Consider the following 23,960-nt stretch of genomic DNA (forward strand, 5'->3'; position numbering starts at 1 on the left):
GCGGCCGCGGCCCGCCAGTCGGGGCGGCCGATACGGCGGGCGAAGGCGTCCAGGGCGCCTGGGCCGAGGCCCAGCTCACGGCTGCGGGCGAGCACCGCGCGGACCTCGTCGGCGAAGCCGCGGGTGGTCAGGCAGGCGCGCAGCTCGTCCGGCCAGCGCACGTGCGCGAGGCCGAGCCGCTCCAGGTCGGGCTGGCCCGCGAGCAGCTCGCGGACGGCGACGTCCTGCTCGGGGCCGGACAGCAGCCGCAGCGGTTCGGCGAACAGGTCGCTGTCCTGGTGGGCGCGGACCAGGGCGTAGCAGTACGAGTGGAAGGTGGTCGCCTGGGGCGCGCGCGCCGCCCCCATGCGCAGCGCCATACGGTCGCGCAGTTCGACGGCCGCCTTGCGGCTGAACGTCAGCACCAGGATCCGCTCCGGGTCCCCTCCGCGCGCGATGCGGGCCGCGACGGACTCCACCAGGGTGGTGGTCTTGCCGGTCCCCGGGCCGGCGAGGACGAGCAGCGGACCGGCCTCGTGGTCAACCACCGCGCGCTGTGCCGCGTCCAACCGAGGGGGATCCAAACGGGCCGGTGGGGTACGCACCAGTCGGTAAGCGCCACGGTTCCCCTGTCGCACCGGGTGGTGCGACAGGCGCCTGGTGGAGGAAGAGGAGCTCACGTGGTTCGCCGGTCCTGGTGGGTGTGCTGGTGGGGCTACCGCCCTGCGTGGACGGCGGTGGTTGCGGGGTGAGGGGGACACGTGCAGCCGACGCTACGCCGACGGGCAGGACGGAAGCAGGGCTTCCGCTTCTTCCCATCCGGCGCACAGGACCCGCATGTCCCTTGCACCACGAACGTACGTCATGCCACAGATGTGCCCTGTTTCCCCCGTACGGATCAAGCGTCACCCGCGGACGCGTCCAATGGCGGAAGCTGTCAGGTGTGAGCCTCCGGGTGTTCGCCGCCGTCCCACCGCGCGCGTCTCATGTCGACGCGCGGCAGGTGCCCCTCGGCCGTCCGAGCCGCCTCCTTAAGGGGCGTGCCCTCCGCGCGGTAGTGGCCGAGCGCCTCCAGCTCGTGCCCCGGGAGCAGGACACCGTCCGCGCGTACGACGCGCCACCACGCAACGGCACCTCCGTAGAGCGACATCACGCGGCCGACCTGGCGAGGGCCGCCCTCCTCCAGCCACTCGGCGACGTCGCCGTACGTCATGACCCGCCCGGCCGGGATCAGTTCGGCGACCTCCAGGACCCGCTCGGCGTACTCCGGCAGGTCCTGCGTGTACTCCGGGCGGTCGTCCCCAGGAAGCCTGTCCTCGCTCATTCGCCCCATCCTGCCGCACGCCTCCGACAATGCGACGCGCTCGCCACTGTGCGTAACCCTCGCCCTGGGGCAGCGCTTCGGGCAGACTGTGCGCCCCCGCATTTGCACCCTCATGCCCCCGTGTGTCGGTGGAGCATGCCACCATCGTGCGGGCGGTGACTGGTGATACGAGATCAAGAAGAGACGATGAAGCAGCAGGGTGTGCACCCCGAGGACGCGGAGAGCGCCCCTGATGCCTCGTCGCGCCCGCACACCGCCGGCAACGACTCCGGCAGCACGACCGGACGCGGCACCGGCAGTGACTCCGGCGAGCCCCACACCGACGAGGTCGAGGGCGACGAGCCGCTCCTCCCCGCGCGCGTGCACCGGCCCTCCGACCTGATGCGGCTCCTGGTGGGCATGCTCGCCATCGCCGTACTGCTCGCCATCGCTGCGTTCGCGCACGGCACCACCTCGGGACTCGAACAGGACATCAACAAGGGCACCGGACAGGCGCCCGACCTGCTCATCAAGATCGCCGGGCTGGCGTCCAGCATCGCGATCCTGCTGGTGCCGGTCGCGTTCGCGATCGAGCGGCTGATCAAACGGGACGGGCTACGCATCGCCGACGGCGTACTCGCCGCCGTCCTCGCCCACGGAGTGACGCTCGCCACCGACCTGTGGGTCGCCCGGGCCGCCCCCGACTCGATCCAGGATGCGCTCACCCAGCCCTCCCCCGGTGACATCAACGCCCTGACCGACCCGGTGCACGGCTACCTGGCCCCGGTCATCGCGTACATGACGGCGGTCGGCATGTCCCGCAGACCCCGCTGGCGCGCGGTGCTGTGGATCGTGCTGCTCCTCGACGCCTTCTCGATGCTCGTCACCGGCTACACGACGCCGTTCTCGATCATCCTGACCGTGCTGATCGGCTGGACCGTGGCCTACGGCACGCTGTACGCCGTCGGCTCGCCCAACGTCCGCCCGACGGGCCGGACGCTGATGGCGGGCCTGCGGACCGTCGGCTTCCACCCGGTGAGCGCGGCCCGCGAGGACACGCTGGACGCCGCGGACGTCGGCGACCGGGGCCGGCGCTACTTCGTCACCCTGGAGAACGGCCCACCGCTGGACGTCACGGTCGTCGACCGGGAGCAGCAGGCGCAGGGCTTCTTCTACCGGGTATGGCGCAACCTGACCCTGCGCGGCTTCGCCACCCGGCGCAGCCTGCAGTCGCTGCGGCAGGCCCTGGAGCAGGAGGCGCTGCTGGCGTACGCGGCGATCGCGGCGGGCGCCAACGCGCCCAAGCTGATCGCCACCTCCGAACTCGGCCCCGACGCCGTGATGCTCGTCTACGAGCACACCGGCGGCCGCACCCTCGACTCCCTGCCCGACGAGGAGATCACCGACGAACTGCTGCGCAACACCTGGCACCAGGTGCGGGCGTTGCAGTCGCGGCGCATCGCGCACCGCAGGCTGGCGGGTGACGCGATTCTGGTGGATCGTTCCGGCACGGTGATCCTCACCGACCTGCGCGGCGGCGAGATCGCGGCCGGTGATCTGCTGCTGCGCATGGACGTCGCGCAACTGATGACGACGCTCGCCCTGCGGGTCGGCGCCCAGCGCGCGGTGGCCTCCGCCGTCGAGGTGCTCGGCCCCGACGCGGTGGCCGACTGTCTGCCGATGCTCCAGCCCATCGCGCTGACCCGCACCACGCGCGCGACACTGCGGCGGCTGGCGCGGGAGCGGGCGGAGCGCGAACGCGAGGCGGTGCTGGATGCGTCCCGGCAGGCCAAGCTGGCCCGTGTGGAGGCGGCCGGGGGCGACGCCGTGGTCGTACTCGAAAAGCCCGACAAGAAGGCCGTACGCGCGCAGAACAGGGCCGAGAAACGGGCCATCGACGAGGCTCTGGACGAGGCACGCGAGGAAGATCTGCTCACGCAGATCCGGCACGAGGTGCTGCGGATCCGGCCACAGGCGCCGGTCGAGCCGGCCCGTCTGGAGCGGGTGCGGCCGCGCACGCTGATCAGTTTCATCGCCGGTGCGATCGGCGCGTACTTCCTGCTCACCCAGCTCACGCACATCGAGTTCGGGCCGCTGGTGGCCAACGCCGAGTGGGGCTGGCTCATCGCCGCCGTGCTGTTCTCGGCGCTGAGCTATGTGGCCGCCGCGATGGCGCTGCTGGGCTTCGTGCCCGAGCGGGTGCCGTTCCCGCGGACCGTGGCGGCGCAGGTCGCCGGGTCGTTCGTGAAGATTGTGGCGCCGGCCGCGGTGGGCGGTGTCGCGCTCAACACGCGCTTCCTGCAGCGCTCGGGCGTGCGGCCCGGGCTCGCGGTGGCCAGCGTCGGCGCGTCTCAGTTGTTCGGGCTCGGCTGCCACATCCTGATGCTGCTGGCGTTCGGTTATCTGACCGGTACCGAGAAGACCCCGTCCCTGTCGCCGTCCCGGACGGTCATCGCGGGTCTGCTGACGGTGGCGGTGCTGGTGCTCGTGGTGACCTCGGTGCCGTTCCTGCGGAAATTCGTCTCCACGCGCGTGCGGTCGCTGTTCGCGGGTGTCGTGCCGCGCATGCTCGACGTGCTCCAGCGGCCGCAGAAGCTGATCACCGGCATCGGCGGGATGCTGCTGCTCACCGCGTGCTTCGTGATGTGCCTGGACGCCTCGATCCGCGCGTTCGGCGACGAGACGACCTCGATCAGCATCGCCAGCGTGGCTGTGGTCTTCCTCGCGGGCAACGCGCTCGGCTCGGCCGCTCCGACGCCGGGCGGTGTGGGCGCCGTCGAGGCGACCCTGACCGTCGGTCTGATCGCCGTCGGCCTGCCCAGCGAGGTCGCCGCCCCCGCCGTACTGCTGTTCCGACTGCTGACGCTGTGGCTGCCGGTGCTGCCGGGCTGGCTGGCGTTCAACCATCTGACGCGGAAGGGTGCGCTGTAGGGGACCGGGGCGGGCTACGCGTGGGGACCCCGCATGCCTAGGCACGCGCGCGTACCCACGTCCCGCAAGCCACACCACGCGCGCATAGCCCCAAGTCACCCAAGCCACACCACGCCCACCTACCTCGTACGGCCCGCGCCCCGAGCGCCCCGGCCTCTGCGGGCGCAGGATGGATCCATGCCGAATCCTTCCCGTCTGCGCACGGCCGCCCTGACTGTCACCGCCGTGCTGCTGTCCGCCGTGCTGGCTGGGTGCGGCGACGACTCCAAGGACGAGGACCTGACGGCCCAGAAGCTGAGCTGGGAGGACTGCCCGGCGCCCTCCCAGGCGCAGGGCGGCGGTGACGCGCCGTCTCCCCTGCCGGGCGGCGCCGAGTGGCAGTGCGCGAGCATGAAGGCGCCGCTCGACTGGGACGACCCCAAGGGCGACACCATCGACATCGCGCTGATCCGGGCGAGGGCGAGCGGCGAGGCGAGCCAGCGCATCGGCTCGCTCATCTTCAACTTCGGCGGGCCCGGCGGCTCCGGCGTCACCACGCTGCCCGCGTTCGGCGCGGACTACGCCAAGCTGCGCACCCGCTACGACCTGGTGAGCTTCGACCCGCGCGGGGTCGGCCGCAGCGCCGGAGTGCGCTGCGAGAACGACCAGCAACTCGACGCCTACTTCCAGCAGGACGCCACACCCGACGACGCCCGCGAGCGCACCGAGTACGTCGACAACGTCAAGGAGTTCAACGCGGCCTGCGAGGAGAACTCCGAGAGGATGCTGCCGAATGTGCGGACCACCGACGCGGCCCGCGACATGGACCTCATGCGCCAGGTGCTCGGCGACGACAAGCTGCACTACTTCGGCATCTCCTACGGCACCGAACTCGGCGGCGTCTACGCCCACCTGTTCCCGAAGAACGTCGGCCGGGCGGTGTTCGACGCGGTCGTCGACCCCACGCTGAACCCCGAACAGGGCTCGCTCGGTCAGGCCAAGGGTTTCCAGCTCGCGCTCGACAACTACGCGCAGCACTGTGTGTCGCAGGTGGAGGACTGCCCCGTCGGGGACAGCGCGCAGGACGTCAAGAACCGCATCGCGAAGCTGCTCAGGGACCTGGACCGCAAACCGATCCCCGGCATCTTCCCCCGCGAGCTGACCCAGACCGCCGCAACCAGCGGCATCGCCCAGGCGCTGTACTCGCAGGACTTCTGGGAGTACCTCACCGAGGGCCTTGAACAGGCGTACGACGGCAACGGCCAGATCCTGATGCTGCTGTCCGACTCGCTGAACGGCCGCAACCAGAACGGCGAGTACAGCAACCTGACCGCGGCCAACGTCTCCATCAACTGCGCCGACGACAAGCCGCGGTACACCACCGAGTACGTGCAACGGAAGCTGCCCGAGTTCCGGGCCGCCTCGCCGCTGTTCGGCGAGTACCTGGCCTGGAGCATGATCAGCTGTACCGACTGGGCCGTGCCCGGAGCCGCCGACCATCCTGATGTGAGCGCGCCCGGTTCGGCGCCGATCCTCGTGGTGGGCAACACCGGCGACCCGGCCACGCCGTACGAGGGTGCGCGCAGGATGGTCCAGGCGCTGGGCAAGGGAGTCGGCGTGGAGCTGACGTACAAGGGGCAGGGGCATGGCGCGTACGACAGCAAGAACAAGTGCGTGCAGACAGCGGTGAACGGCTATCTGCTGGACGGGCGGATGCCGGCGGCTGGGACGGTCTGCTCGTGACGAGAAGCCCCATCCGGCAGCAAACGCGCAGGTCAGAAGGTTATCCACAGGCTCCGACGGCTTCGGCTTGATCGGCCTACCATGGCGGGACAGCAGTTCGCGATCGAGCGCGGACGGCGTGAGAGGGGGGATTGTGGCCATGGCACGCTTCGTACGGTGGACGGCCGTGACCGTCGCCGCCGGACTACTGGCGGCGGGTTGCGGCGGCTCGTCCGACGACTCGTCCGACAACGGCAAGGGGACGTCCGCCCCGCCCACGGCCGAATCCTCCGGCGGGTCAGCGTCGGCACTGCCCGCCTCTCTCACCGGCCAGAAACTCGACTGGGGCGCATGCGAGGCCACCGACGACGCCCCTGCACCGGGTGACGAGTGGCAGTGCGCGACGTTGAAGGTGCCGCTGGACTGGGCGAAACCGGAGGGCAGGACGATCGACCTGGCCCTGATTCGCTCCGAGGCCGACGGGGACGACCGCATCGGCTCACTGCTGTTCAACTTCGGCGGGCCCGGCGGCTCGGGAGTGTCGACACTGCCGGCGTACGCCTCCACCGCTTCGGTCCTCCATGAGCGGTACGACCTCGTGAGCTGGGATCCGCGCGGGGTGGGCGCCAGTGAGGGCGTCCGCTGCCGCAGCGACAAGGAGATCCAGGCCGCCGAGACGGTGGACGTCAGCCCGGACACATCGGCCGAGGAGACGGCGTACTTCCGGGACGCCGCCGATTTCGGCAAGGGTTGCGAGGAGTCCGCCGGGAAGCTGCTGGCGCATGTGTCGACCACCGACACCGCCCGCGACATGGACCTGATGCGGCACGTCCTCGGCGACTCGAAGATGCACTACTTCGGCATCTCGTACGGCACCGAACTCGGCGGTGTCTACGCCCATCTGTTCCCGAAGAACGTGGGGCGGCTGGTCCTCGACGCGGTCGTCGACCCGAGCGCCGACGCGGTGGGCCACGCCAAGAACCAGACGCTGGGCTTCCAACGCGCGCTCAACGACTACCTGAAGTCGACCGGCCAGGACCCGGAGCAGGGCTCCCGGAAGATCGCGGACCTGCTGCAGCGGATCGACGCGGAGCCACTGCCGACGTCGAGCGAGCGGAAGCTGACCCAGACCCTCGCCTTCACCGGCATCATCCTGCCGCTGTACAGCAAGTCGAGCTGGCCCACTCTCACCAGCGCCCTGGAAGCCGCCGAAAAGGGTGACGGCTCCGCGCTGCTGGCACTCGCCGACCTCTACAACGAACGCGACGCCTCGGGCCGCTACACCACGACGACCCACTCACAACGGGTCATATCGTGCTTGGACGACAAGCAGCGGCCCACGCCCGAGGAGGCGAAGAGGCTGCTGCCGGAGTTCGAGGAGATCTCGCCGGTGTTCGGGCCCTTCCTCGGCTGGGACACGGCGGGTTGGTGCCACGAGTGGCCGGTGGCCGGGCAGTTCGACACCCCGGAGGTGAGCGCCCCGGGCGCGGCACCGATCCTCGTGGTGGGCAACACCGGCGACCCGGCGACACCGTACGAGGGCGCCCGCAGGATGGCGGACGAGCTGGGCAAGAGCGTCGGCGTGATGCTCACCTGGAAGGGCGACGGGCACGGTGCCTACGGGAGCGGGAGCGACTGCGTCGACTCCACGATCAACGCCTACGTGCTGAACGGCACGGTGCCGAAGGACGGCAAGGTCTGCTCATGACGCCGGCGGGGGCTCCGCGCACCCTTGGTACGCGAAGCCCCCGCCGGACGGGAAGCCGGGCCGGATCAGTAGACCGGCTTGTGGGGCTCGATCTGGTTGACCCAGCCGATGACGCCGCCGCCGACGTGGACGGCGTCGGAGAAGCCCGCGGACTTCAGGACCGCAAGGACTTCCGCACTGCGGACACCCGTCTTGCAGTGCAAGACGATCTTCTTGTCCTGCGGGAGGGTCTCCAGGGCGGTGCCCATGAGGAACTCGTTCTTCGGGATCAGCCTGGCGCCCGGGATGGAGACGATCTCGTACTCGTTGATCTCGCGGACGTCGATGATGTCGATGTTCTCGCCGTCGTCGATCCACTCCTTGAGCTGCTTGGGAGTGATCGTCGAGTCGGCGGCCGCCGCCTGGGCCTCCTCGGAGACGACGCCGCAGAAGGCCTCGTAGTCGATGAGCTCGGTGACGGTGGGGTTCTCGCCGCAGACGGCGCAGTTGGGGTCCTTGCGGACCTTCACCTGGCGGTACTGCATCTCCAGGGCGTCGTAGATCATCAGGCGGCCGACCAGCGGTTCGCCCGTGCCGGTGAGAACCTTGATGGCCTCGGTGACCTGGATGGAGCCGATGGACGCGCACAGCACGCCGAGCACGCCGCCCTCGGCGCAGGAGGGGACCATGCCGGGGGGCGGGGGCTCCGGGTAGAGGCAGCGGTAGCAGGGGCCGTGCTCGGACCAGAACACGGAGGCCTGGCCGTCGAAGCGGTAGATCGAGCCCCAGACGTACGGCTTGTTCAGCAGCACGCAGGCGTCGTTGACCAGGTAGCGGGTCGCGAAGTTGTCCGTGCCGTCGACGATCAGGTCGTACTGGCTGAAGATGTCCATCACGTTGTCGGCCTCGAGCCGCTCTTCGTGCAGGACAACGTTCACGTACGGGTTGATGCCGAGCACGCTGTCGCGGGCCGACTCGGCCTTGGAGCGGCCGATGTCCGCCTGGCTGTGAATGATCTGGCGCTGCAGGTTGGACTCGTCGACCTCGTCGAACTCCACGATGCCGAGGGTGCCGACGCCCGCCGCGGCCAGGTACATCAGGGCCGGCGAGCCCAGGCCACCGGCGCCGACACAGAGCACCTTGGCGTTCTTCAGCCGCTTCTGCCCGTCCATCCCGACGTCGGGGATGATCAGGTGGCGGGAGTACCTGCGGACCTCGTCTACGGTGAGCTCGGGGGCCGGCTCGACCAGGGGTGGCAGCGACACGGGGACTCCGTTGGTCGGTCAATCACTACGGTTGTTCTCTCCGTAACACTGCCACGGCCTTTTTCATTCCGAGACACCTGTCCCGACACGCGAGACGATTTCGTCCCAGTAGCCGGGCATGGTCTCCCAGGGGTCCGTGCGGCCGCCGCGGTCCGCGCGGTCGGTGAAGTAGATAGTTGCGGCGCCTTGCCAGCGGGCGATGCGCAGCGCCTCGTCCAGATGGCCGCGGGGCACTCCGTGCACGAAGTGACAGAAACGCTCGGGCCCGTGGTCGGCGGTCCACTCGGCCGCCTGCGACCAGCGGTAGTCGCTCCAGGGGCCGCGGAAGGTGACCAACTGGTCGGCGCACTCGGCATAGCCGGGGTACGGGTGGGTGCCATGGCCGAGGACTATGTGGGCATCGTCACGCAGGGCCCGCAGGGTGGTGGCGGTGCGGTGGATCTCGGGGAGCGTGGCGCGGTCGGCCGGGCAGCGGTCCAGGAGGAAGCCGTCGACCTGGTACCAGTCGAGATACCGGCGGGCGTCCACGATCGTCTCACCGAAGCCGCGGGCTCCGTACCGGACGTCGAGGTGGCCGAGGACACGGACGCCGGCGTTGCGGAGTCGGCCGGCCGCCTCCAGGCAGTGCGGATCGGGGAGGGCGCCGGGGCCGTCGGCGATGTTCAGGACAACCCAGTGCAGGGCGGCGCCGCGGCGGGTGAGCTCGGCCCACTCGGTGGGGGCGAGGAGGGGGTGGGCTGGGCCGGGAACACCTAAGCCGGTGCGGACGTCCGTGTCGGCCGCTCTCGCTTTCGTCCTGATCAGATACGGCATGCCGCCTCCATCCAGATGTCGGCGAGGGACTCCTCGAGGTTGATGCGGGGGCGCCAGCCGAGGCGGTCGCGGGCGGTGCGGACATCGGCCTGCTGCCAGCTGCCGCAGCCGTCCGGGTAGGGGTAGGCGGCGCTGCTGGTGTGCATGGAGTGTGCGGCATGCGGTGGGTGCGGGGAATGCGCGCCCTGGGATCCCTGGGTGCTGTGGGCTCCGTGAGGTGCGTGGTCCGAGTCGGTGCGGTGGCCCAGGGGGTCCGTTGTGCGCGGGTGGGCCAGGAGTTCAGGGCGGGGGTGGCCGATGGAGGGGCCGCGCAGGGCGCCCGGGGGGCCGTCCAGTTCGTGGAGGGCGCCGCCGTAGCCCGCCACGCGGGCGAGGATCGCTGCGGCGTCGCGGAGCCGGACGGCGCGGCCGGAGCCGATGTTGATGACGCCCTGGGCGGCGGAGAGCGAGGCGGCGTGCACGGCGCGGGCCACGTCGCGTACGTCGACGAAGTCGCGTTGGGCGCCGAGGCCGCCGAGTTTGAGTTCGCCGTCGCCGGTCTGCATGGCGCGGCGCATGGCCTCGGCGAGGCGGCCGAGGGGGGAGCCTGCGGGGGTGCCGGGGCCCGCCGGGGAGAAGACGCGGAGTACGACCGCGTCCAGGCCGGAGCCGAGGACGAGTTCGGTGGCGGCGAGTTTGCTGACGCCGTAGGGGCCGCCGGGGCGGGGGACGGCGTCCTCGGCCGTGGAGGAGCCGGGCTGGCTGGGGCCGTACTCGGCGGCGCAGCCGATCTGGACGAGGCGGGCGCCGCAGCCGCTGCGGCGGAGGGCCTCGCAGACGGTGGCCACGGCGACGGTGTTGTGGCGGGTGAGTTCACGGGCGCCGCCTCGGGTGGTGCCGGCGCAGTTGATGACGACGCCGGGGTGGACGGCATCGAGGAAGCGGGTGAGGGCGCCGGGGCTGCCGGAGGCGAGGTCGAAGCGGACGTCGGCGTCGTCGCCGCGGCCGAGGGCGGTGAGTTGGACCGCGGGGTCGGCGAGGAGGCGGTCGGCGACGAAGCGGCCCAAGTAGCCGTTGGCTCCGATCAGTAGGACTCTCATCGGGCGGCTCCCGGGGCCGGGGTGGCGGGTCGGGAGGTTGTCATTTGGAGGTCTCCTTCAGAAGGGGTGGTGCGGTGGCCTGCGGCGCCTTGGGGGGCGCGGGCGCGTGTGGTGCGGTGGCCTGCGGCGCCTTGGCGGGTGCGGCCACGTGTGGTGCGGGGCCTCGCGGGCCCGTGGTGCCGGTGCGTTTCGTCGGCTCGGGCCCGTGGCGTTATGCCTGCGGCGGCCCGTGCGGGTTGTGGGGGTGCGTGTAGCGCCTGCGGTGCGGTGAGTGGAGCGGGGCCGCGCCGGGGGGTGTCCGTCCTCGGAACGGCGCGACTCGGTCTCTTACCAACTCGCCCGTGTTGACGCGCCAACCGCTGCGAGCGGACACCCCCCGACACGGCCCCTTCCCGCCGTACGCGGCCATCCGTACGGGGGTGGCTCGGCTCACCATCGCGTTGCCGTTCTGGCGTGCGCCGAGGCGCGGGGCAGTTTGCGGGTGGCGTGGATCAGGAGGGCGAGGGCCGCTGTTCCGCAGGTCAGAGTGGGGATCGTGCCGGGGCCCCAGGTGTCGATCAGGGTTTCGACGGGGGTGGCCAGGAAGGCGCAGTGCGGGAGGCGGGCCGCGAAGAGGGTGACCAGGGCTGTGGCCTGGGCTGTGGCTGTTGCCGTGAGGATAACGGCGGGGGCGTGCGTGAAGCCGTGGATGGCGAGGAGGCGGGCCAGGAAGAGGTGGGCCGTGAGCGTGAGCGTTTGGGGGTACGGGGCGGGTTCGTCGACAAGGACGGCGGTCAGGGGAAGGAGGGCTGCCACGGTCGCCAGGAACAAGCCGACTGTGCCCAGGAGGAGGGGGCGTACTGATGTGGCGAAGTCCTCCAGCGCTCGGCTTGTCGTCAGTTTGTTGCGGGCCCTTGTGGCGAAGTGGTGGGCCAGCCATGCCGCGGGGGCGCAGGAGATGGTGAGGGTGAGGAGGGGGGCCGTGGTGAGGGGCCAGGGGGCGTTCGGCGCCGTGGTCGGGAGGGCCTCGGGGCCTCCGGACGCGGCTGCCATGAGGAGGCCGTCGCCCAGGGCGGCGTAGGCGAGGAGCCAGCAGGTCCAGATGAGGGTGCCGGGGGGTCCGGAACGCTGTGCGCTGAGTGGGCCCCGGGTCAGGGCCGCGCGTAGGGAGAGGGTGACGGCCAGGGTGCCTGCGGTGGCCGCGAGGAGGCGGGGCCGGCCGTGGGTGAGGTGGAGGGCGGCCACGGTTGCGGCGCAGGTGGTGCCGGGGAGGAGGGTGCGCAGGAGCCAAGTGGTGTGGGGGCGGGAGGTGGTTGGGGGTGTGGGGGTGTGGGGGGTGTCGTTGTCGTGGGGGATCCGGGCGTACATCTCCTCCGCCAGGGAGAAGACGTCCTTGTGGCGGAAGCGGGCGGCGGTGCGGTCGGTGATGCCGTGGGCCTCCAGGCCCGCGGCGATCTCCAGGGGGTCCACCGCGCGTTCGCACAGGTCGCGGTGGCGGTGCATCAGGGCCTTCACCGGGTCCGCGGGGCCGCGGCGCGGGGTGCGCTGGGGAGCGGAATCGGCCGGCGGCTCCGTCGTGACGCCGTCCCATGCGCCGGGGCTGCTCGGTGCGCCGGGGAGGTCGCGTTGGTGTACGTCGGTCATCGGGCTGCCTCCGCCGCGGGGACGCGCGTGGCGGGTACGGGTGGGCCTGCCGCCCAGCCGGGGCCGCCGCGGGCCACCATGCGGCTCGCGGCGGCGGTCCAGCGGCCGGGGACGTGGGCCTCGGCGGGGACGGCGAAGGGGAGGGGGTCGCCGGTGTCGTCGAGCACTGCGCGGCGGACGGGGCAGTGCGAGACGATCTCCAGGTAAATGCCGTGAAATGCCGCGACGTTCTGCTCGACGGTGAACAGTTCGAGGGCGCGGGCACGCGCGGCGGCGCCCAGGCGCTCACGGCGCTCGGGGTCGCGCAGCAGCGCCATGCACGCCTCGGCTAGCGCCCGGGGGTTGCGCGGGGGCACCACGAGCCCCGTACCGCCGATGACCTCCACCACCGCGCCGACGTCGGTCGACACCGTCGCCCGGCCGCAGAACATGGCCTCGGCCAGGCTGATCGGGAAGCCTTCGACGACGCTGGACAGGACGATCACGGCGCCGGACGCGTAGGCGTCGGCGAGGGTCGGGGTCTCCGGGCCGCCGATCTCCTCGAAGGAGACGGGGTTGTCGCCGACCGCGTGCGGGCCGTCGGCCTCGTCGGGGAAGAGCTGGGCGGCGAGCGCCTTGCAGTGGGTGAGGTACGCGGTGCCTTCGGGGCCGGCGGGGGCGCCGACGATGCGCAGGCGGGTGCCTGGTTCGTCCTTGTGGATCTCCGCGAAGGCGTGGAGGAGCGAGATCAGGTCCTTGGCCGGTTCGACACGGCCGACCCAGACCAGGGTGTCGGGAGCCGCGCGCTCCGGGGACTCCCCCACCTCGGCGAACGGGCCCGCGTCCATGCCGGGATACACCGTCCGCAGCTTCGTACGGTCGGCGCCGCAGCGCTCCTGCCAGCGGCGGGCGTGTGCGTTGCCGGGCGTGATGTACGCGGCCTGTCGGTAGATCTCCGCGGCGAGCCTGCCGTGGAAGGCGGCGAGCAGGGACCGTACGGCGGGCGAGGAGTCGGTGGCGGCGAGGTAGTGCGTGCGCAGCCGCACCCCGTACTCGGTGACCAGGAGGGGCACGCCGGTGAAGTGCCGGGCCAGCAGGCCGGGCAGGGCCGCCGCGCCGCCCGATGCCGCGTGGCACAGGTCGACCGAGCCGAGCCCGTCGTCCTCGTACCAGTCGAGCGAGAGGGGGCGCAGGGCGTGTTCCAGGTGCGCGGCGACGGTGAGGAGATCGGGCACGCGCGCCTCGTGCGCCGTACGGAGGGCGCCCGGCGCACGACAGGCGCGCTCCAGGGCGCGTACGGCGGTCTCGGAGCGCAGTGCGCCCACCAGTCCGCCCTCCTCGCGGGCGAGTTCGGCAAGCCCGTAGAGGGCACTGGCGAAACGGTCCGCCAGAGTGGCCGAAGGTTCGTCCACCGCAGTGGCCGAGGATGCGCCCGCCCGAGCGGAAGATTCGTCCGACCCTTCGGAGAGCCGGCCCCCTTCAGGGGCCACCCCGGCGCACAGTACGGCCGCCAGCTCCCCATAGCACTCGGCGAACCGCCGGCGCGCGCGGCGGCCGTACGCGACCCCGTCGTCCTCCGCCGCCCACAGCGGTGCGGTACGGACCCGGCGGACCTGGGACGGCAGCGGGAGCCAGCCCTCGTCCTCGTGGCGCTCGCTGCGGCTGAGCGCGTAGACGTCGAACTCATGCTGCGCGAGCCCGCGCACGAGCCGGTCGCACCAGGGACTGGCGTCACCGCTCACGTACGGATAGCCACCCTCCGTGAGGATTCCTATGCGCACGATTGCACCCCCGATCTTCCTTAAGGGGAGCCGCCGTTGGTCGACGGCTCGCAGCGGGAAAGAACGTATGCGGACAAGCCGGTGGCGCGACGGACGGTTGTCCGTCGCGCCACCAAAAGGGGTGAACGGTCGTAACTTTCCCGTGCGGGACGCGTTCCGTCGCGCTAGGAGATCACGCGCGTACGGATCGTCATACCGCAGAAAGCGGGATCAACTCGTCGGATACGGCCAGGGGTTGGCCTTGCAGCGGATGCCGTCGTACTCCAGGAACTTCGTCTGCTGCTGCATGACGGGCGCCAGTTCGCCGGCCTTGTCGCAGGTGACGTGGGAGTAGCCGAGGCGGTGGCCGATCTCGTGGTTGATCAGCATCTGCCGGTAGGCGTGGATCTTGTCGCCGTATGTCTCCGAACCCTGCGCCCAGCGATAGGCGTTGATCATCACGCGCTCGGTGGCGGCGGAGTCACAGGACACATTGTCGACTGTCGTGTCCAGGCCCGACTTGGCGCACCACTCGGCGGTGGTGCCGGGGCTGGCGAGGGTGATCACGAAGTCGGGTTTCCCGGAGTGGATCCGTTCGAAGGTACGGCCGCCGTTGTGCGCCCAGCTCCGGTCGTCGTTCAGCGTCTTCTGCACGGCCTGTGCGAAGAGCTCGCCGTCGAGGCCGAGTCCCTGCTCCACGTCCACGCGGTAGGTGTACTTCTGCCCTGCCCCCGGCGCCTTGTCGATCCCGGGGATCGCCTCGAACTTCCCCGAGCCGTCGAGCGTCGCGCTCAGCGGGTACCTACGGTCCATCTTCTGCTCGTACGTCAGCGGAGTCGCGCTCGGCGTACCGGACGGCGTGGGCCGCCCCTCCCCCCGCGACGCGGAGTCTCGGACGTCCCTGGACTGGTCGGTGGCGGACTGGGACTCCACGGCGCTGTCCTCGCCCCGGCCCGTGACCTGCCCGGCGACGATCACGGCCAGCACGGTGGTCACGGCGGCGGCCGCTATACCGGCGAAGGCACGGCCCTTGCCGCCCTTGGGGGACGCGGGTTCGCCGGTCGGGGGTGCCTCGTCGTCCGTGTCGGCTTCCGTGTCCCAGTCGGTGGCGGAGGCGTACGGGTCGGAGGGGTGTGCGGTGGAGGCAGCGGCGGGAGTGCGACGTACGAAGACGTCGTCCTGCTCGTCGAAGGCGTCGACGTAGTCCTGGCGTGGCCCATAGTCCTGGCGTGGCCCAGGGGGCGCCTGTCGCTGGCGGGGAAACGCCGGAGCGCCGGTCCCCGCAACCGTGCGCGCCCTCAACTCACCCCAGCCGCCCCCATATTCACGCTGCTCGGGATGACCGCCACGGACCTGAGGGAAGCCGTGGGCAGGGGTGCCGTCCGGCAGACGCGGGAAGCCATGGGCGGGCGTGCCGTCGGGCAGATGCGGGAAGCCATGGGCGGGCGTGCCGTCGGGCAGATGCGGGAAGCCATGGGCAGGCGTGCCGTCGGGCAGATGCGGCACCCCGCGCGCGGGCGTACCGTCGGGAAAGTGCGGCATCCCGTGTGCCGGAGTGCCGTCCGCAAGATGCGGAAATCCGTGCGCCGGTGTGCCATCGGGCAGCCGTGGGACTCCGTGCGCCGGAGTCCCGTCCGCGAAACGGGGAACCCCCTGCGCCGGAGTGCCCTCGGCAAAGCGGGGCACCCCATGCGCCGGAGTGCCGTCCGGCAACCGCGGCACCCCCCGCGCAGGCGTCTCCTCCGCGACCCCCTGCGTCCCCGAACCCCGCTGACCCCCCGAAGGCCCGGGCGAGCGGCGGCGTGGCTCCTTGTCCGTGGTCTCACGCTTGGGTGCCGGACCACGGCGGCTGTGGCGTCCCACCTCGCCCCTCAGCTCCCCGCGCTCGCGGACTCGGCCCCACCTGCGAAGCCCCCATCAGCGAAGCCCCCACCTGAGGAGCCCCCGCCCGAGGCAACGCCACCGGAAGCAACATCATCAGTCGCTCTCACTTCGGCCCCTGCCTCCGCCTCCGCCAACAGCTCACGAAACGCCATCGCCACCGTCTCCGGGTACTCCATCATCGCCACATGCCCGGCGTTCGGAAGCGTCAGGAGCCGCGCGTCACGGAACGTACGGGCGGCCTTCTGGGCCATGCGGAAGCCCACAAGCTGGTCGCGGCCGCCGTAGACGAGGAGCGTGGGGGCGAGCACCCGCTCGGCCTGGCGCCACAGTCCGTGCTGGCCACCCAGGGTGTACGCGTTGACGATCCCGCGCGCGGAGCGTGCCATCGCGTCCCAGAAGTACGGCAGTTGCAGCCGCCGCTCCATCTCCTGCACGGCGTTGTGAAAACCTTCGGGCGACACGCGCTCGGGGTCGCCGTAGCAGAGCGTCAGGACGCCCCGGACCCGCTGCTCGGCCGTCCACCCGGTGGTGAACCGGGTGAAGAGCTGGACCACTCCGGGCAGCGCCAGCAGGGCCGTGGGAACGGCGCTGCGCTGGATGCGCATCTCGGGGAGGGCCGGCGACACGAGGGTCAGCGTCCGGACGAGGTCGGGACGAACGGCGGCGACGCGGGTGGTGACCGCGCCGCCGAGGGAGTTGCCGAGCAGATGCACCGGGCCGCGCCCGGAGGCGTCCAGGTAGCGAATGACCGCGCGCGCGTGCCCGGTGACCGAGTAGTCGCCGTCGTCCGGGGGTGGGGAGTCGCCGAAGCCCGGCAGGTCGACGGCCTCGCAGTCGACGTCCGCGTCGAGCAGCTCCATCAGCGCCGACCAGTTCTGCGAGGAACCGCCGAGGCCGTGGACGTACAGCGCGGGCGGCAGTCCCTCGCGCGCGGGTGGCCTCGAACGCACCGTGAGCGTGATGCCGGGCAGCCGGACCGACTTGAGCCGCTCGCCCTCCGCGACCCTGACGGGCGCCACCTTCGGGAGCACGTTGGTGGTCGGCACGTACGGCAGCTCGGTCGAAGACATGCGGCAATGTTACGAGGTGATCACGCGGTGGTTCATGTGTTCGCCGACACAGACACGGGAGACCACCGTCACAGCCATGGGATAACGGCCCGCCCGCGGGATGCGCAGCGCGTGACGTTCCGGACGCGGATCGATAGCGTCCGGATCGGGTGTCTCCTACGCTCGTAATGAGGGCACCCGCTTGTGGCCCCTGCTTCTCCCAGGGACGTTCGTAGGAAGGGAGCCCACCATGGCCGTTGACCCCAGCGATCCCGACACCTTCGAGGACGAGGAGACCGAGGAAGCCCAGGAGTTCGACGTCGAGGCCCCCGAGGTCGACGCGGCCGAACAGCACGCGGACATCGCGCCGGACCGCGACGACTCGCTGACCGGAGTGGAGCCCGACCGGGCCAGCGAGGGTGACCTCGCGGAACAGGCCCGGGTGGTGAGCCTCGACGAGGATGACTATCGGTGACGCATGACGACACCAGGTGCCTCTTGAGCGGGAACGAGACCCCTTTTTGCCCGCTCTGCAGTGGTTTGAAACGCTCTGTGCGACTTTCGCGGCCGTCCGGTCCGTGAAATTCTGCGCTCGCACCGCGCACAGCACGGTTACCGAAAAGTACGATGGCCGAGCGGCGCACACCCGCATGTGGACGACTTTGGGAGGCGGCGTGACAGCCATCGAGCAAACTGAGGCGGCACGCCCGCGAGGTACGCGCCTGCCGCGCCGTGCCCGCCGGAACCAGCTGCTGGGCGCCGCCCAGGAAGTCTTCGTGGCCCAGGGCTATCACGCGGCCGCGATGGACGACATCGCCGAGCGCGCCGGCGTCAGCAAGCCGGTGCTCTACCAGCACTTCCCGGGCAAGCTCGACCTCTACCTGGCCCTGCTGGACCAGCACTGCGAATCCCTGATCCAGGCCGTGCGGAACGCGCTCGCGTCGACGACCGACAACAAGCAGCGCGTACGGGCCACGATGGACGCGTACTTCGCATACGTCGAGGACGACGGCGGCGCCTTCCGGCTCGTCTTCGAATCGGACCTGACGAACGAGCCCGCCGTGCGCGAGCGCGTCGACAAGGTCACGAACGAGTGCGCGGAGGCGATCTGTGACGTGATCGCCGAGGACACCGGCCTCTCGCGCGCGGAGTCGATGCTGCTCGCCTCCGGGCTCGGCGGCCTCGCCCAGGTGGTGGCCCGTTCCTGGCTGCACAGCGACCGCAGCGTGCCGCGCGACCAGGCGGTGCAGCTGCTGACCTCGCTGGCCTGGCGGGGCATCGCGGGCTTCCCCCTGCACGGCAGCGAGCAGTCGCACCACTGACGCCTGCGCGTTTGTTCCCGTCGGCTGTTCGCTCCTGGCGTTCTCGCGCGGAGGGTGCGCGTCCCCTCACCGGGCTAATGTGTGCTGGGTACGGCGCGGACGCCCGCGCACTTCACTGACCGTTCGGAGGGACATAGCCGTGGAGGTCAAGATCGGCGTTCAGCACGCGCCGCGCGAGATCGTTCTGGAGAGCGGTCAGAGTGCCGAGGAGGTCGAGCGCGTGGTGGCCGAGGCGCTGGCCGGCAAGTCGCAGTTGCTCAGCCTCGTGGACGAGCACGGCCGCAAGGTCCTGGTCCCGGCCGACCGTCTCGCGTACGTCGAGCTCGGCGAGCCGGCACCGCGCAAGGTGGGCTTCGGCGCGCTGTAGGCGGGCTGCGGAGAGAAGCGGACGGGAGGGCCCGGCGGCTGGTACGAGCCGCCGGGCCCTCCCGTTTCGACCGTTGCGACGCCTCGCGCACGTCTTCACAGACGGAGCACACCTCCCGCACAGAGAAGGATTGCATTCCGCAGGTCAGGGGTATGACGGGCTACGACTGTTTCGGGCAGGCCGGCCATGTGGGAGGACCCTGACATGCTCTTGGAAGCACTCGGCTCCGCGATTCTCGGCCTGGCCCTGTCATGGGTCTACGCCGCCCGCCTGCCGCACCGCCTTCCGGCCCGCCCCCTGGTCCTGTCGACCGGTGTCGCCGGAGCCCTCTTCGGCGCCTTCCTCACGCACAGCGCGCTGGAGGCCGGCGGCTTCCTGCTGGTGCTCCTCGGCGCGGCGATCGTCTCGGCCGCGTCCCTCTCCCTGCTGCTGCGCCCGGCGGGAAGACTCCGCCGACGATCGGCGACGGCCTGAGCCGCCGCCGCACCCGCCGACGCCGTTAGGCAACGCCCTCAGGCAGCAAGCCCGAGCGCGGCCATCCGCTTCGTGTGCGCCTCGGTGATCCGGGAGAACATCTTGCCGACCTCGGCGAGATCGAAGCCGTCGGCGACGCCGCCCACCAGCATCGTGGACAGGGCGTCGCGCTCGGCGACCACCCGCTGGGACTGCGACAGGGCCTCACCCATCAGCCGTCGCGCCCACAGCGCGAGCCGCCCGCCCACGCGCGGGTCGGCGTCGATCGCCGCGCGCACCCGCTCGACGGCGAACCCGGCGTGGCCGGTGTCGTCGAGCACGGCCAGCACCAGGGAGCGGGTGTCGGCGTCCAGCCGTGCGGCCACCTCACGGTAGAAGTCGCTGGCGATGGAGTCGCCGACGTAGGCCTTGACCAGCCCCTCCAGCCAGTCCGAGGGCGCCGTCTGCTTGTGGAAGCCGTCGAGCGCGGCGACGAACGGCTCCATCGCGGCGGTCGGCTCCTCACCGATCTCGGTGAGCCGGTCGCGCAGCCGCTCGAAGTGGTGGAACTCGGCCGACGCCATCTTCGCCAGCTCCGCCTTGTCCTCCAGCGTGGGCGCCAGCTTGGCGTCCTCCGCGAGCCGCTCGAACGCCGCGAGCTCCCCGTACGCGAGCGCGCCCAGCAGGTCCACGACCGCGGCCTTGTACTGCGGATCGGTGGCGGCGGTCGCCCAGTCCTGGGCGGCGACCCCGGTGTGTGCTGCGGCGTCGGCGGTCTCGGCGGCGGGCTCAGGCTTGTCAGAGGTCGTCATGAAGCGCACAATAGCCCGCTCGCCGCGAGGTGGAAGTCCCTGGTCAATCGTGTGACCACGACGCCGCGAAGGAAAGCGCACGACGGCCCGAAGGAAAGCGCGCAGACGACGCCTATAGCACCGCGCCCCAGTGTGACGATGACTACGTCACCGAATCGGCCATCGCATGTGCGCGATTCCGGGGTATGGTGGTAATGCGCCTGCTGGTACGACGACGTCTTCGCCGTATCTCGACAGGCCGCACGTATGAGGATGCCCGGTCGGTGGCCCGATCGGCTCCGACCCGACAGCCCTCCCTGACCGTACGGCACTGTGCGTACGACGATCGGAGGGACCCCCTCAGCGGTACGAACGCTGGAGCGTTGGCAGAGGTCCCGTGTCCTACGGCGCGCCCCTACGGCGGCCGACGTCCCTGGCACGGTCAGACACGACCCCCGCGCTCGCCTCGTACCGCGCACACAGAAGAGGCAGCACCCTGACTACGACGTTTCGACAGCTCGGGATCCTCCCCGAGACCGCCGAGGCCCTGGAGGCCGTCGGCATCGTCACCCCGTTCCCCATCCAGGAGATGACCCTCCCCGTCGCCCTCTCCGGCACGGACGTCATCGGCCAGGCCAAGACCGGCACCGGCAAGACGCTGGGCTTCGGCCTTCCGCTCGTTGAGCGCGTCACCGTCCCCGCCGACGTCGAGGCCGGGCGCGCGCAGCCCGAGGCCCTCACCGACGCCCCGCAGGCCCTCGTCGTCGTCCCCACGCGCGAGCTGTGCACGCAGGTCACCAACGATCTGCTGACCGCGGGCAAGGTGCGCAACGTACGCGTCACCGCGATCTACGGCGGCCGGGCCTATGAGCCCCAGGTCGAGGCCCTGAAGAAGGGCGTCGACGTGGTCGTCGGCACCCCGGGCCGACTGCTGGACCTGGCCGGCCAGAAGAAGCTCAACCTCAGCCACGTCAAGTGCCTGGTCCTCGACGAGGCCGACGAGATGCTCGACCTGGGCTTCCTGCCCGACGTCGAGAAGATCATCAACATGCTTCCGGTGCGCCGCCAGACGATGCTGTTCTCGGCGACCATGCCGGGCGCGGTCATCGGTCTCGCGCGGCGCTACATGTCGCAGCCCACGCACATCCGCGCCACCGCGCCGGACGACGAGGGCGTGACGGTCGCGAACATCGCGCAGCACGTCTACCGCGCGCACAACATGGACAAGCCGGAGATGGTCGCCCGCATACTGCAGGCCGAGACCCGCGGTCTGGCGATGATCTTCTGCCGCACCAAGCGCACCGCGGCCGACCTCGCCGACCAGCTCAAGCAGCGCGGCTTCGCCTCCGGCGCGGTCCACGGCGACCTCGGCCAGGGCGCCCGCGAGCAGGCGCTGCGCGCCTTCCGCAACGGCAAGGTGGACGTCCTCGTCTGCACCGACGTCGCCGCCCGCGGCATCGACGTCGAGGGTGTGACGCACGTCATCAACTACCAGTCGCCGGAAGACGAGAAGACGTACCTGCACCGCATCGGCCGTACAGGCCGCGCGGGCAACAAGGGCATCGCGATCACCCTCGTCGACTGGGACGACATCCCGCGCTGGCAGCTGATCAACAAGGCGCTGGAGCTGGACTTCAACGACCCGCCGGAGACGTACTCCACGTCCCCGCACTTGTACGCCGAGCTCGGCATCCCCGAGGGCACCAAGGGCGTCCTGCCGCGCTCGGAGCGCACGCGCGCCGGGCTTGACGCGGAGGAGCTGGAGGACCTGGGCGAGCCGGGCGGCCGCGGTGGGCGCGGACGCGGTGGCCGGGGCGGCCGGGACGAGTCCCGTTCCGCCGACCGTGAGCGTTCGTCCCGTACGCCGAGGCGTCGCCGCCGTACACGCGGTGGTACGGCGCTGGACGCGACGGAGGCCCCGGAGTCCACGACCGCCGAGGAGACCACGGAGGACGCCGCCGCGCCGCGCACCCTGCGCCGTCGGCGCCGCACCCGGGCCGGCGCCCCGGCGGAGGCGACGGCCACGGCCGTGGGCGAGTCGCCGGTAACCGAGGCCGCGGAGTCCGCAGAGACCGCGGTGACGACGGCTGAGGGCGACGCCACGGAGACGCCGGCGAAGCCGCGCCGCCGCCGCACGCGCAAGTCGGCGCAGGCGCAGCCCGTTCAGGCCGTGGAGACCGTCGAGGCCGTCGAGGCGGGGGCAACCGTCGAGGCCCCGCAGGCCGACGAGGCCGCCCCGGCGGAGGCAGCGGTCGACACCGCCGAGGCCACCGAGGCCAAGCCGAAGCGCACGCGCACCCGTAAGACGGCTGCCGCAGCGGCGGAGGCAGCGGTCGAGACCGCCGAGGGCACGGAGACCAAGCCGAAGCGGACCCGCGCGCGCAAGACCGCCGAGCCGACCGAGGCCACCGAAGCCACCGAGGCCGTCGTGGCGGAGCCGGAGCAGGAGCCCAAGCCGAAGGCACGCCGCACCCGCAAGGCCACGGCCACCGCCGAGGCAGTGGTCGACACGGCCGAGGGCACGGAGGTCAAGCCGAAGCGCACCCGCAAGGCGACCGCCACCACGGAGGACGCCGAGGCCAAGCCGAAGCGGACCCGTAAGACGGCGGCCGCCCCGGCCGAGGCAGCGGTCGACACCGCCGAAGGCGCGGAGGCCAAGCCGAAGCGCACCCGCAAGACGGCAGCCGCCACCGAGGACGCCGAGGCCAAGCCCAAGCGCACCCGCAAGACGGCCGCCACCGCACCCGAAGCGGATGCCGACGCCGCGGAGGCCAAGCCGAAGGTACGCCGCACCCGCAAGGCCACCGCCCCCGCCCCGGAGCTGACCGCCGAGATTCCGGCGCAGGCCACGCAGGAGCCGGAGCCCAAGCCGCGCCGCCGCACCCGCAAGGCCACGGCGACCGCCGAGGCAGCGGAGAGCTGATCAACGCCACCCGACGGCCCGGTCCCACCTCACCGTGGGACCGGGCCGTCGGCGTTCGGCATTGCGGCAAAGGGCGAGCGACGGACGCCCCGACGCAACGCGTGGCAACCAGTTCCCGTCCCCAGCCCTCCCCCACATACCCCCACACACCCCCACCCGCTACCCTCACCCCGTGACCACGCCCGCCACCCCGCCCCCCGGCGCCCGCGCCTACCCCCTCCACACCCCACGCGGTGACTTCGCGGTCGTGGACGTGCCGGTCGCCCCCGGCGTCGAGCCGCGCGGCACGGCCCTGCTGGTCCCCGGTTTCACGGGCAGCAAGGAGGATTTCCGGCTGATGCAGGGGCCGCTCGCGGCGCGCGGGTACCGGACGGTGGCCGTGGACGGGCGGGGACAGTTCGAGTCGGACGGACCGGCGCACGACGAAACGGCGTACGCCCAGCCGGAGTTGGCACGCGACGTCCTGGCACAGGCCGAGGCCCTGGGCACGCCCCTGCATCTCCTCGGGCACTCCCTGGGCGGCCAGATCGCCCGTGCGGCGGTCCTGCTGGACCACTCCCCCTTCGTCTCGTTCACCCTCATGTCGTCCGGCCCGGCACAGATCTCGGTCTCCCAGCAACAGCGCGTGAAGCTGCTGCGCGACGCGCTCGCGGTGATGACGATGGCCGAGGTCTGGGAGGTGATCGAGGCGATGGGCCCCCCGGAGGAGGTCGGCGGCCCGGCCCGCGGCATCGGCGGCCCCGAACTCCTGCGCCGCCGCTGGCTCGGCAACAAGCCCGCTCAACTCATCGCCACCGGCCGCCAGTTGGCCACCGAGCCGGACCGCGTCGCCGAACTCGCCGCCGTCCCGCTGCCGTTCCACGTCCTGTCGGGCGTACGGGACGACACCTGGCCGCTGCCGCTCCTGGACGACATGGCCGTACGACTGCACGCCCACCGCACGGTCATCGAGGACGCCGAACACTCACCGAACGCAGAACAGCCCCTGCCGACGGCCCACGCAATCGCCAACTTCTGGGACACGGCCCACACGACGGACTAGACCCGCACA

General features: G+C 71.5%; 19 protein-coding genes. 9 read left to right on the forward strand and 10 right to left on the reverse strand.

Translation table 11 applies throughout. The features are described 5' to 3' along the window. On the reverse strand, positions 1 to 659 hold a 659-nt coding region (locus SSP24_RS36540; RefSeq protein ID WP_141314555.1), incomplete at its 3' end, for a UvrD-helicase domain-containing protein. A 257-nt stretch (positions 660 to 916) separates the two neighbouring features. Then, complete coding sequence (locus tag SSP24_RS36545; protein WP_167529808.1) at positions 917 to 1,303, reverse strand: MGMT family protein; 387 nt, start codon at positions 1,301 to 1,303, stop codon at positions 917 to 919. 186 nt (positions 1,304 to 1,489) lie between these two features. Here SSP24_RS36545 and SSP24_RS36550 point away from each other — a divergent pair, with 186 nt between their 5' ends. From SSP24_RS36550 to SSP24_RS36560, 3 genes are all read left to right on the forward strand, one after another. Further along, positions 1,490 to 4,213 carry a lysylphosphatidylglycerol synthase transmembrane domain-containing protein gene (locus tag SSP24_RS36550; RefSeq protein ID WP_141314559.1) on the forward strand — a complete coding sequence of 908 codons (2,724 nt, stop codon included), beginning with the start codon at positions 1,490 to 1,492 and terminating at the stop codon, positions 4,211 to 4,213. A 177-nt stretch (positions 4,214 to 4,390) separates the two neighbouring features. After that, the gene (locus tag SSP24_RS36555) at positions 4,391 to 5,935 is read left to right on the forward strand and encodes an alpha/beta hydrolase (protein ID WP_141314561.1); all 1,545 of its coding nucleotides are present in this window, start codon (positions 4,391 to 4,393) and stop codon (positions 5,933 to 5,935) included. A 139-nt stretch (positions 5,936 to 6,074) separates the two neighbouring features. After that, the gene (locus SSP24_RS36560; protein ID WP_141314563.1) at positions 6,075 to 7,622 is read left to right on the forward strand and encodes an alpha/beta hydrolase; all 1,548 of its coding nucleotides are present in this window, start codon (positions 6,075 to 6,077) and stop codon (positions 7,620 to 7,622) included. Between the two features lie 65 nt (positions 7,623 to 7,687). On the opposite strand, the gene moeZ is transcribed toward SSP24_RS36560, so the two are convergent. From moeZ to SSP24_RS36595, 7 genes are all read right to left on the reverse strand, one after another. After that, positions 7,688 to 8,866: an adenylyltransferase/sulfurtransferase MoeZ gene (moeZ, locus tag SSP24_RS36565; RefSeq protein ID WP_141314565.1), complete on the reverse strand. Its 1,179-nt coding sequence runs from the start codon at positions 8,864 to 8,866 to the stop codon at positions 7,688 to 7,690. A gap of 63 nt (positions 8,867 to 8,929) precedes the next feature. Beyond that, entirely contained in the window at positions 8,930 to 9,679 is a 750-nt protein-coding gene (locus SSP24_RS36570) for a spherulation-specific family 4 protein (protein WP_141314567.1), read from the reverse strand. Further along, positions 9,667 to 10,758, reverse strand: coding sequence for an SDR family oxidoreductase (locus tag SSP24_RS36575; RefSeq protein WP_141314569.1), 1,092 nt, complete (start codon positions 10,756 to 10,758; stop codon positions 9,667 to 9,669). Before SSP24_RS36575 ends, SSP24_RS36570 begins: the two co-directional genes overlap by 13 nt. Before the next feature lie 429 nt (positions 10,759 to 11,187). Next, positions 11,188 to 12,381, reverse strand: a complete 1,194-nt coding sequence (locus SSP24_RS36580; protein WP_141314571.1) for a hypothetical protein — start codon at positions 12,379 to 12,381, stop codon at positions 11,188 to 11,190. Continuing rightward, positions 12,378 to 14,141, reverse strand: a complete 1,764-nt coding sequence (locus tag SSP24_RS36585) for a DUF3492 domain-containing protein (protein ID WP_141314573.1) — start codon at positions 14,139 to 14,141, stop codon at positions 12,378 to 12,380. The genes SSP24_RS36580 and SSP24_RS36585 overlap by 4 nt, the downstream gene beginning before the upstream one ends. Before the next feature lie 210 nt (positions 14,142 to 14,351). Further along, positions 14,352 to 15,983 (reverse strand): DUF3152 domain-containing protein, encoded by a 1,632-nt coding sequence (locus SSP24_RS36590; protein WP_141314575.1) that lies wholly within the window; start codon positions 15,981 to 15,983, stop codon positions 14,352 to 14,354. An 8-nt stretch (positions 15,984 to 15,991) separates the two neighbouring features. Beyond that, positions 15,992 to 17,074 (reverse strand): alpha/beta fold hydrolase, encoded by a 1,083-nt coding sequence (locus tag SSP24_RS36595; RefSeq protein WP_141314576.1) that lies wholly within the window; start codon positions 17,072 to 17,074, stop codon positions 15,992 to 15,994. 229 nt (positions 17,075 to 17,303) lie between these two features. Here SSP24_RS36595 and SSP24_RS36600 point away from each other — a divergent pair, with 229 nt between their 5' ends. The 4 genes from SSP24_RS36600 (at position 17,304) to SSP24_RS36615 (ending at position 19,216) form a co-directional block, all read left to right on the forward strand. After that, positions 17,304 to 17,528 (forward strand): Rv3202a family protein, encoded by a 225-nt coding sequence (locus SSP24_RS36600; protein ID WP_141314578.1) that lies wholly within the window; start codon positions 17,304 to 17,306, stop codon positions 17,526 to 17,528. A gap of 199 nt (positions 17,529 to 17,727) precedes the next feature. Beyond that, a complete protein-coding gene (locus SSP24_RS36605) occupies positions 17,728 to 18,375 on the forward strand; it encodes a TetR/AcrR family transcriptional regulator (protein ID WP_141314580.1) in 648 nt (215 codons plus the stop codon). Between the two features lie 139 nt (positions 18,376 to 18,514). Next, positions 18,515 to 18,742, forward strand: a complete 228-nt coding sequence (locus SSP24_RS36610) for a DUF3107 domain-containing protein (RefSeq protein WP_073940165.1) — start codon at positions 18,515 to 18,517, stop codon at positions 18,740 to 18,742. A 204-nt stretch (positions 18,743 to 18,946) separates the two neighbouring features. Further along, positions 18,947 to 19,216, forward strand: coding sequence for a hypothetical protein (locus tag SSP24_RS36615; RefSeq protein WP_141314582.1), 270 nt, complete (start codon positions 18,947 to 18,949; stop codon positions 19,214 to 19,216). Between the two features lie 38 nt (positions 19,217 to 19,254). Here SSP24_RS36615 and SSP24_RS36620 read toward each other — a convergent pair whose 3' ends face one another. After that, positions 19,255 to 20,016: a ferritin-like fold-containing protein gene (locus SSP24_RS36620; RefSeq protein WP_141314584.1), complete on the reverse strand. Its 762-nt coding sequence runs from the start codon at positions 20,014 to 20,016 to the stop codon at positions 19,255 to 19,257. Positions 20,017 to 20,575: 559 nt separating this feature from the next. Between SSP24_RS36620 and SSP24_RS36630 the strand changes: the two genes are divergently transcribed. Together SSP24_RS36630 and SSP24_RS36635 are read left to right on the forward strand one after the other, a co-directional pair. Next, positions 20,576 to 22,909 carry a DEAD/DEAH box helicase gene (locus tag SSP24_RS36630; protein WP_141314588.1) on the forward strand — a complete coding sequence of 778 codons (2,334 nt, stop codon included), beginning with the start codon at positions 20,576 to 20,578 and terminating at the stop codon, positions 22,907 to 22,909. A gap of 172 nt (positions 22,910 to 23,081) precedes the next feature. Continuing rightward, a complete protein-coding gene (locus SSP24_RS36635; RefSeq protein WP_141314590.1) occupies positions 23,082 to 23,951 on the forward strand; it encodes an alpha/beta fold hydrolase in 870 nt (289 codons plus the stop codon). Positions 23,952 to 23,960: the final 9 nt, after the last annotated feature.

The sequence above is a fragment of the Streptomyces spinoverrucosus genome (assembly GCF_006539505.1).
GTDB lineage: Bacteria > Actinomycetota > Actinomycetes > Streptomycetales > Streptomycetaceae > Streptomyces > Streptomyces spinoverrucosus.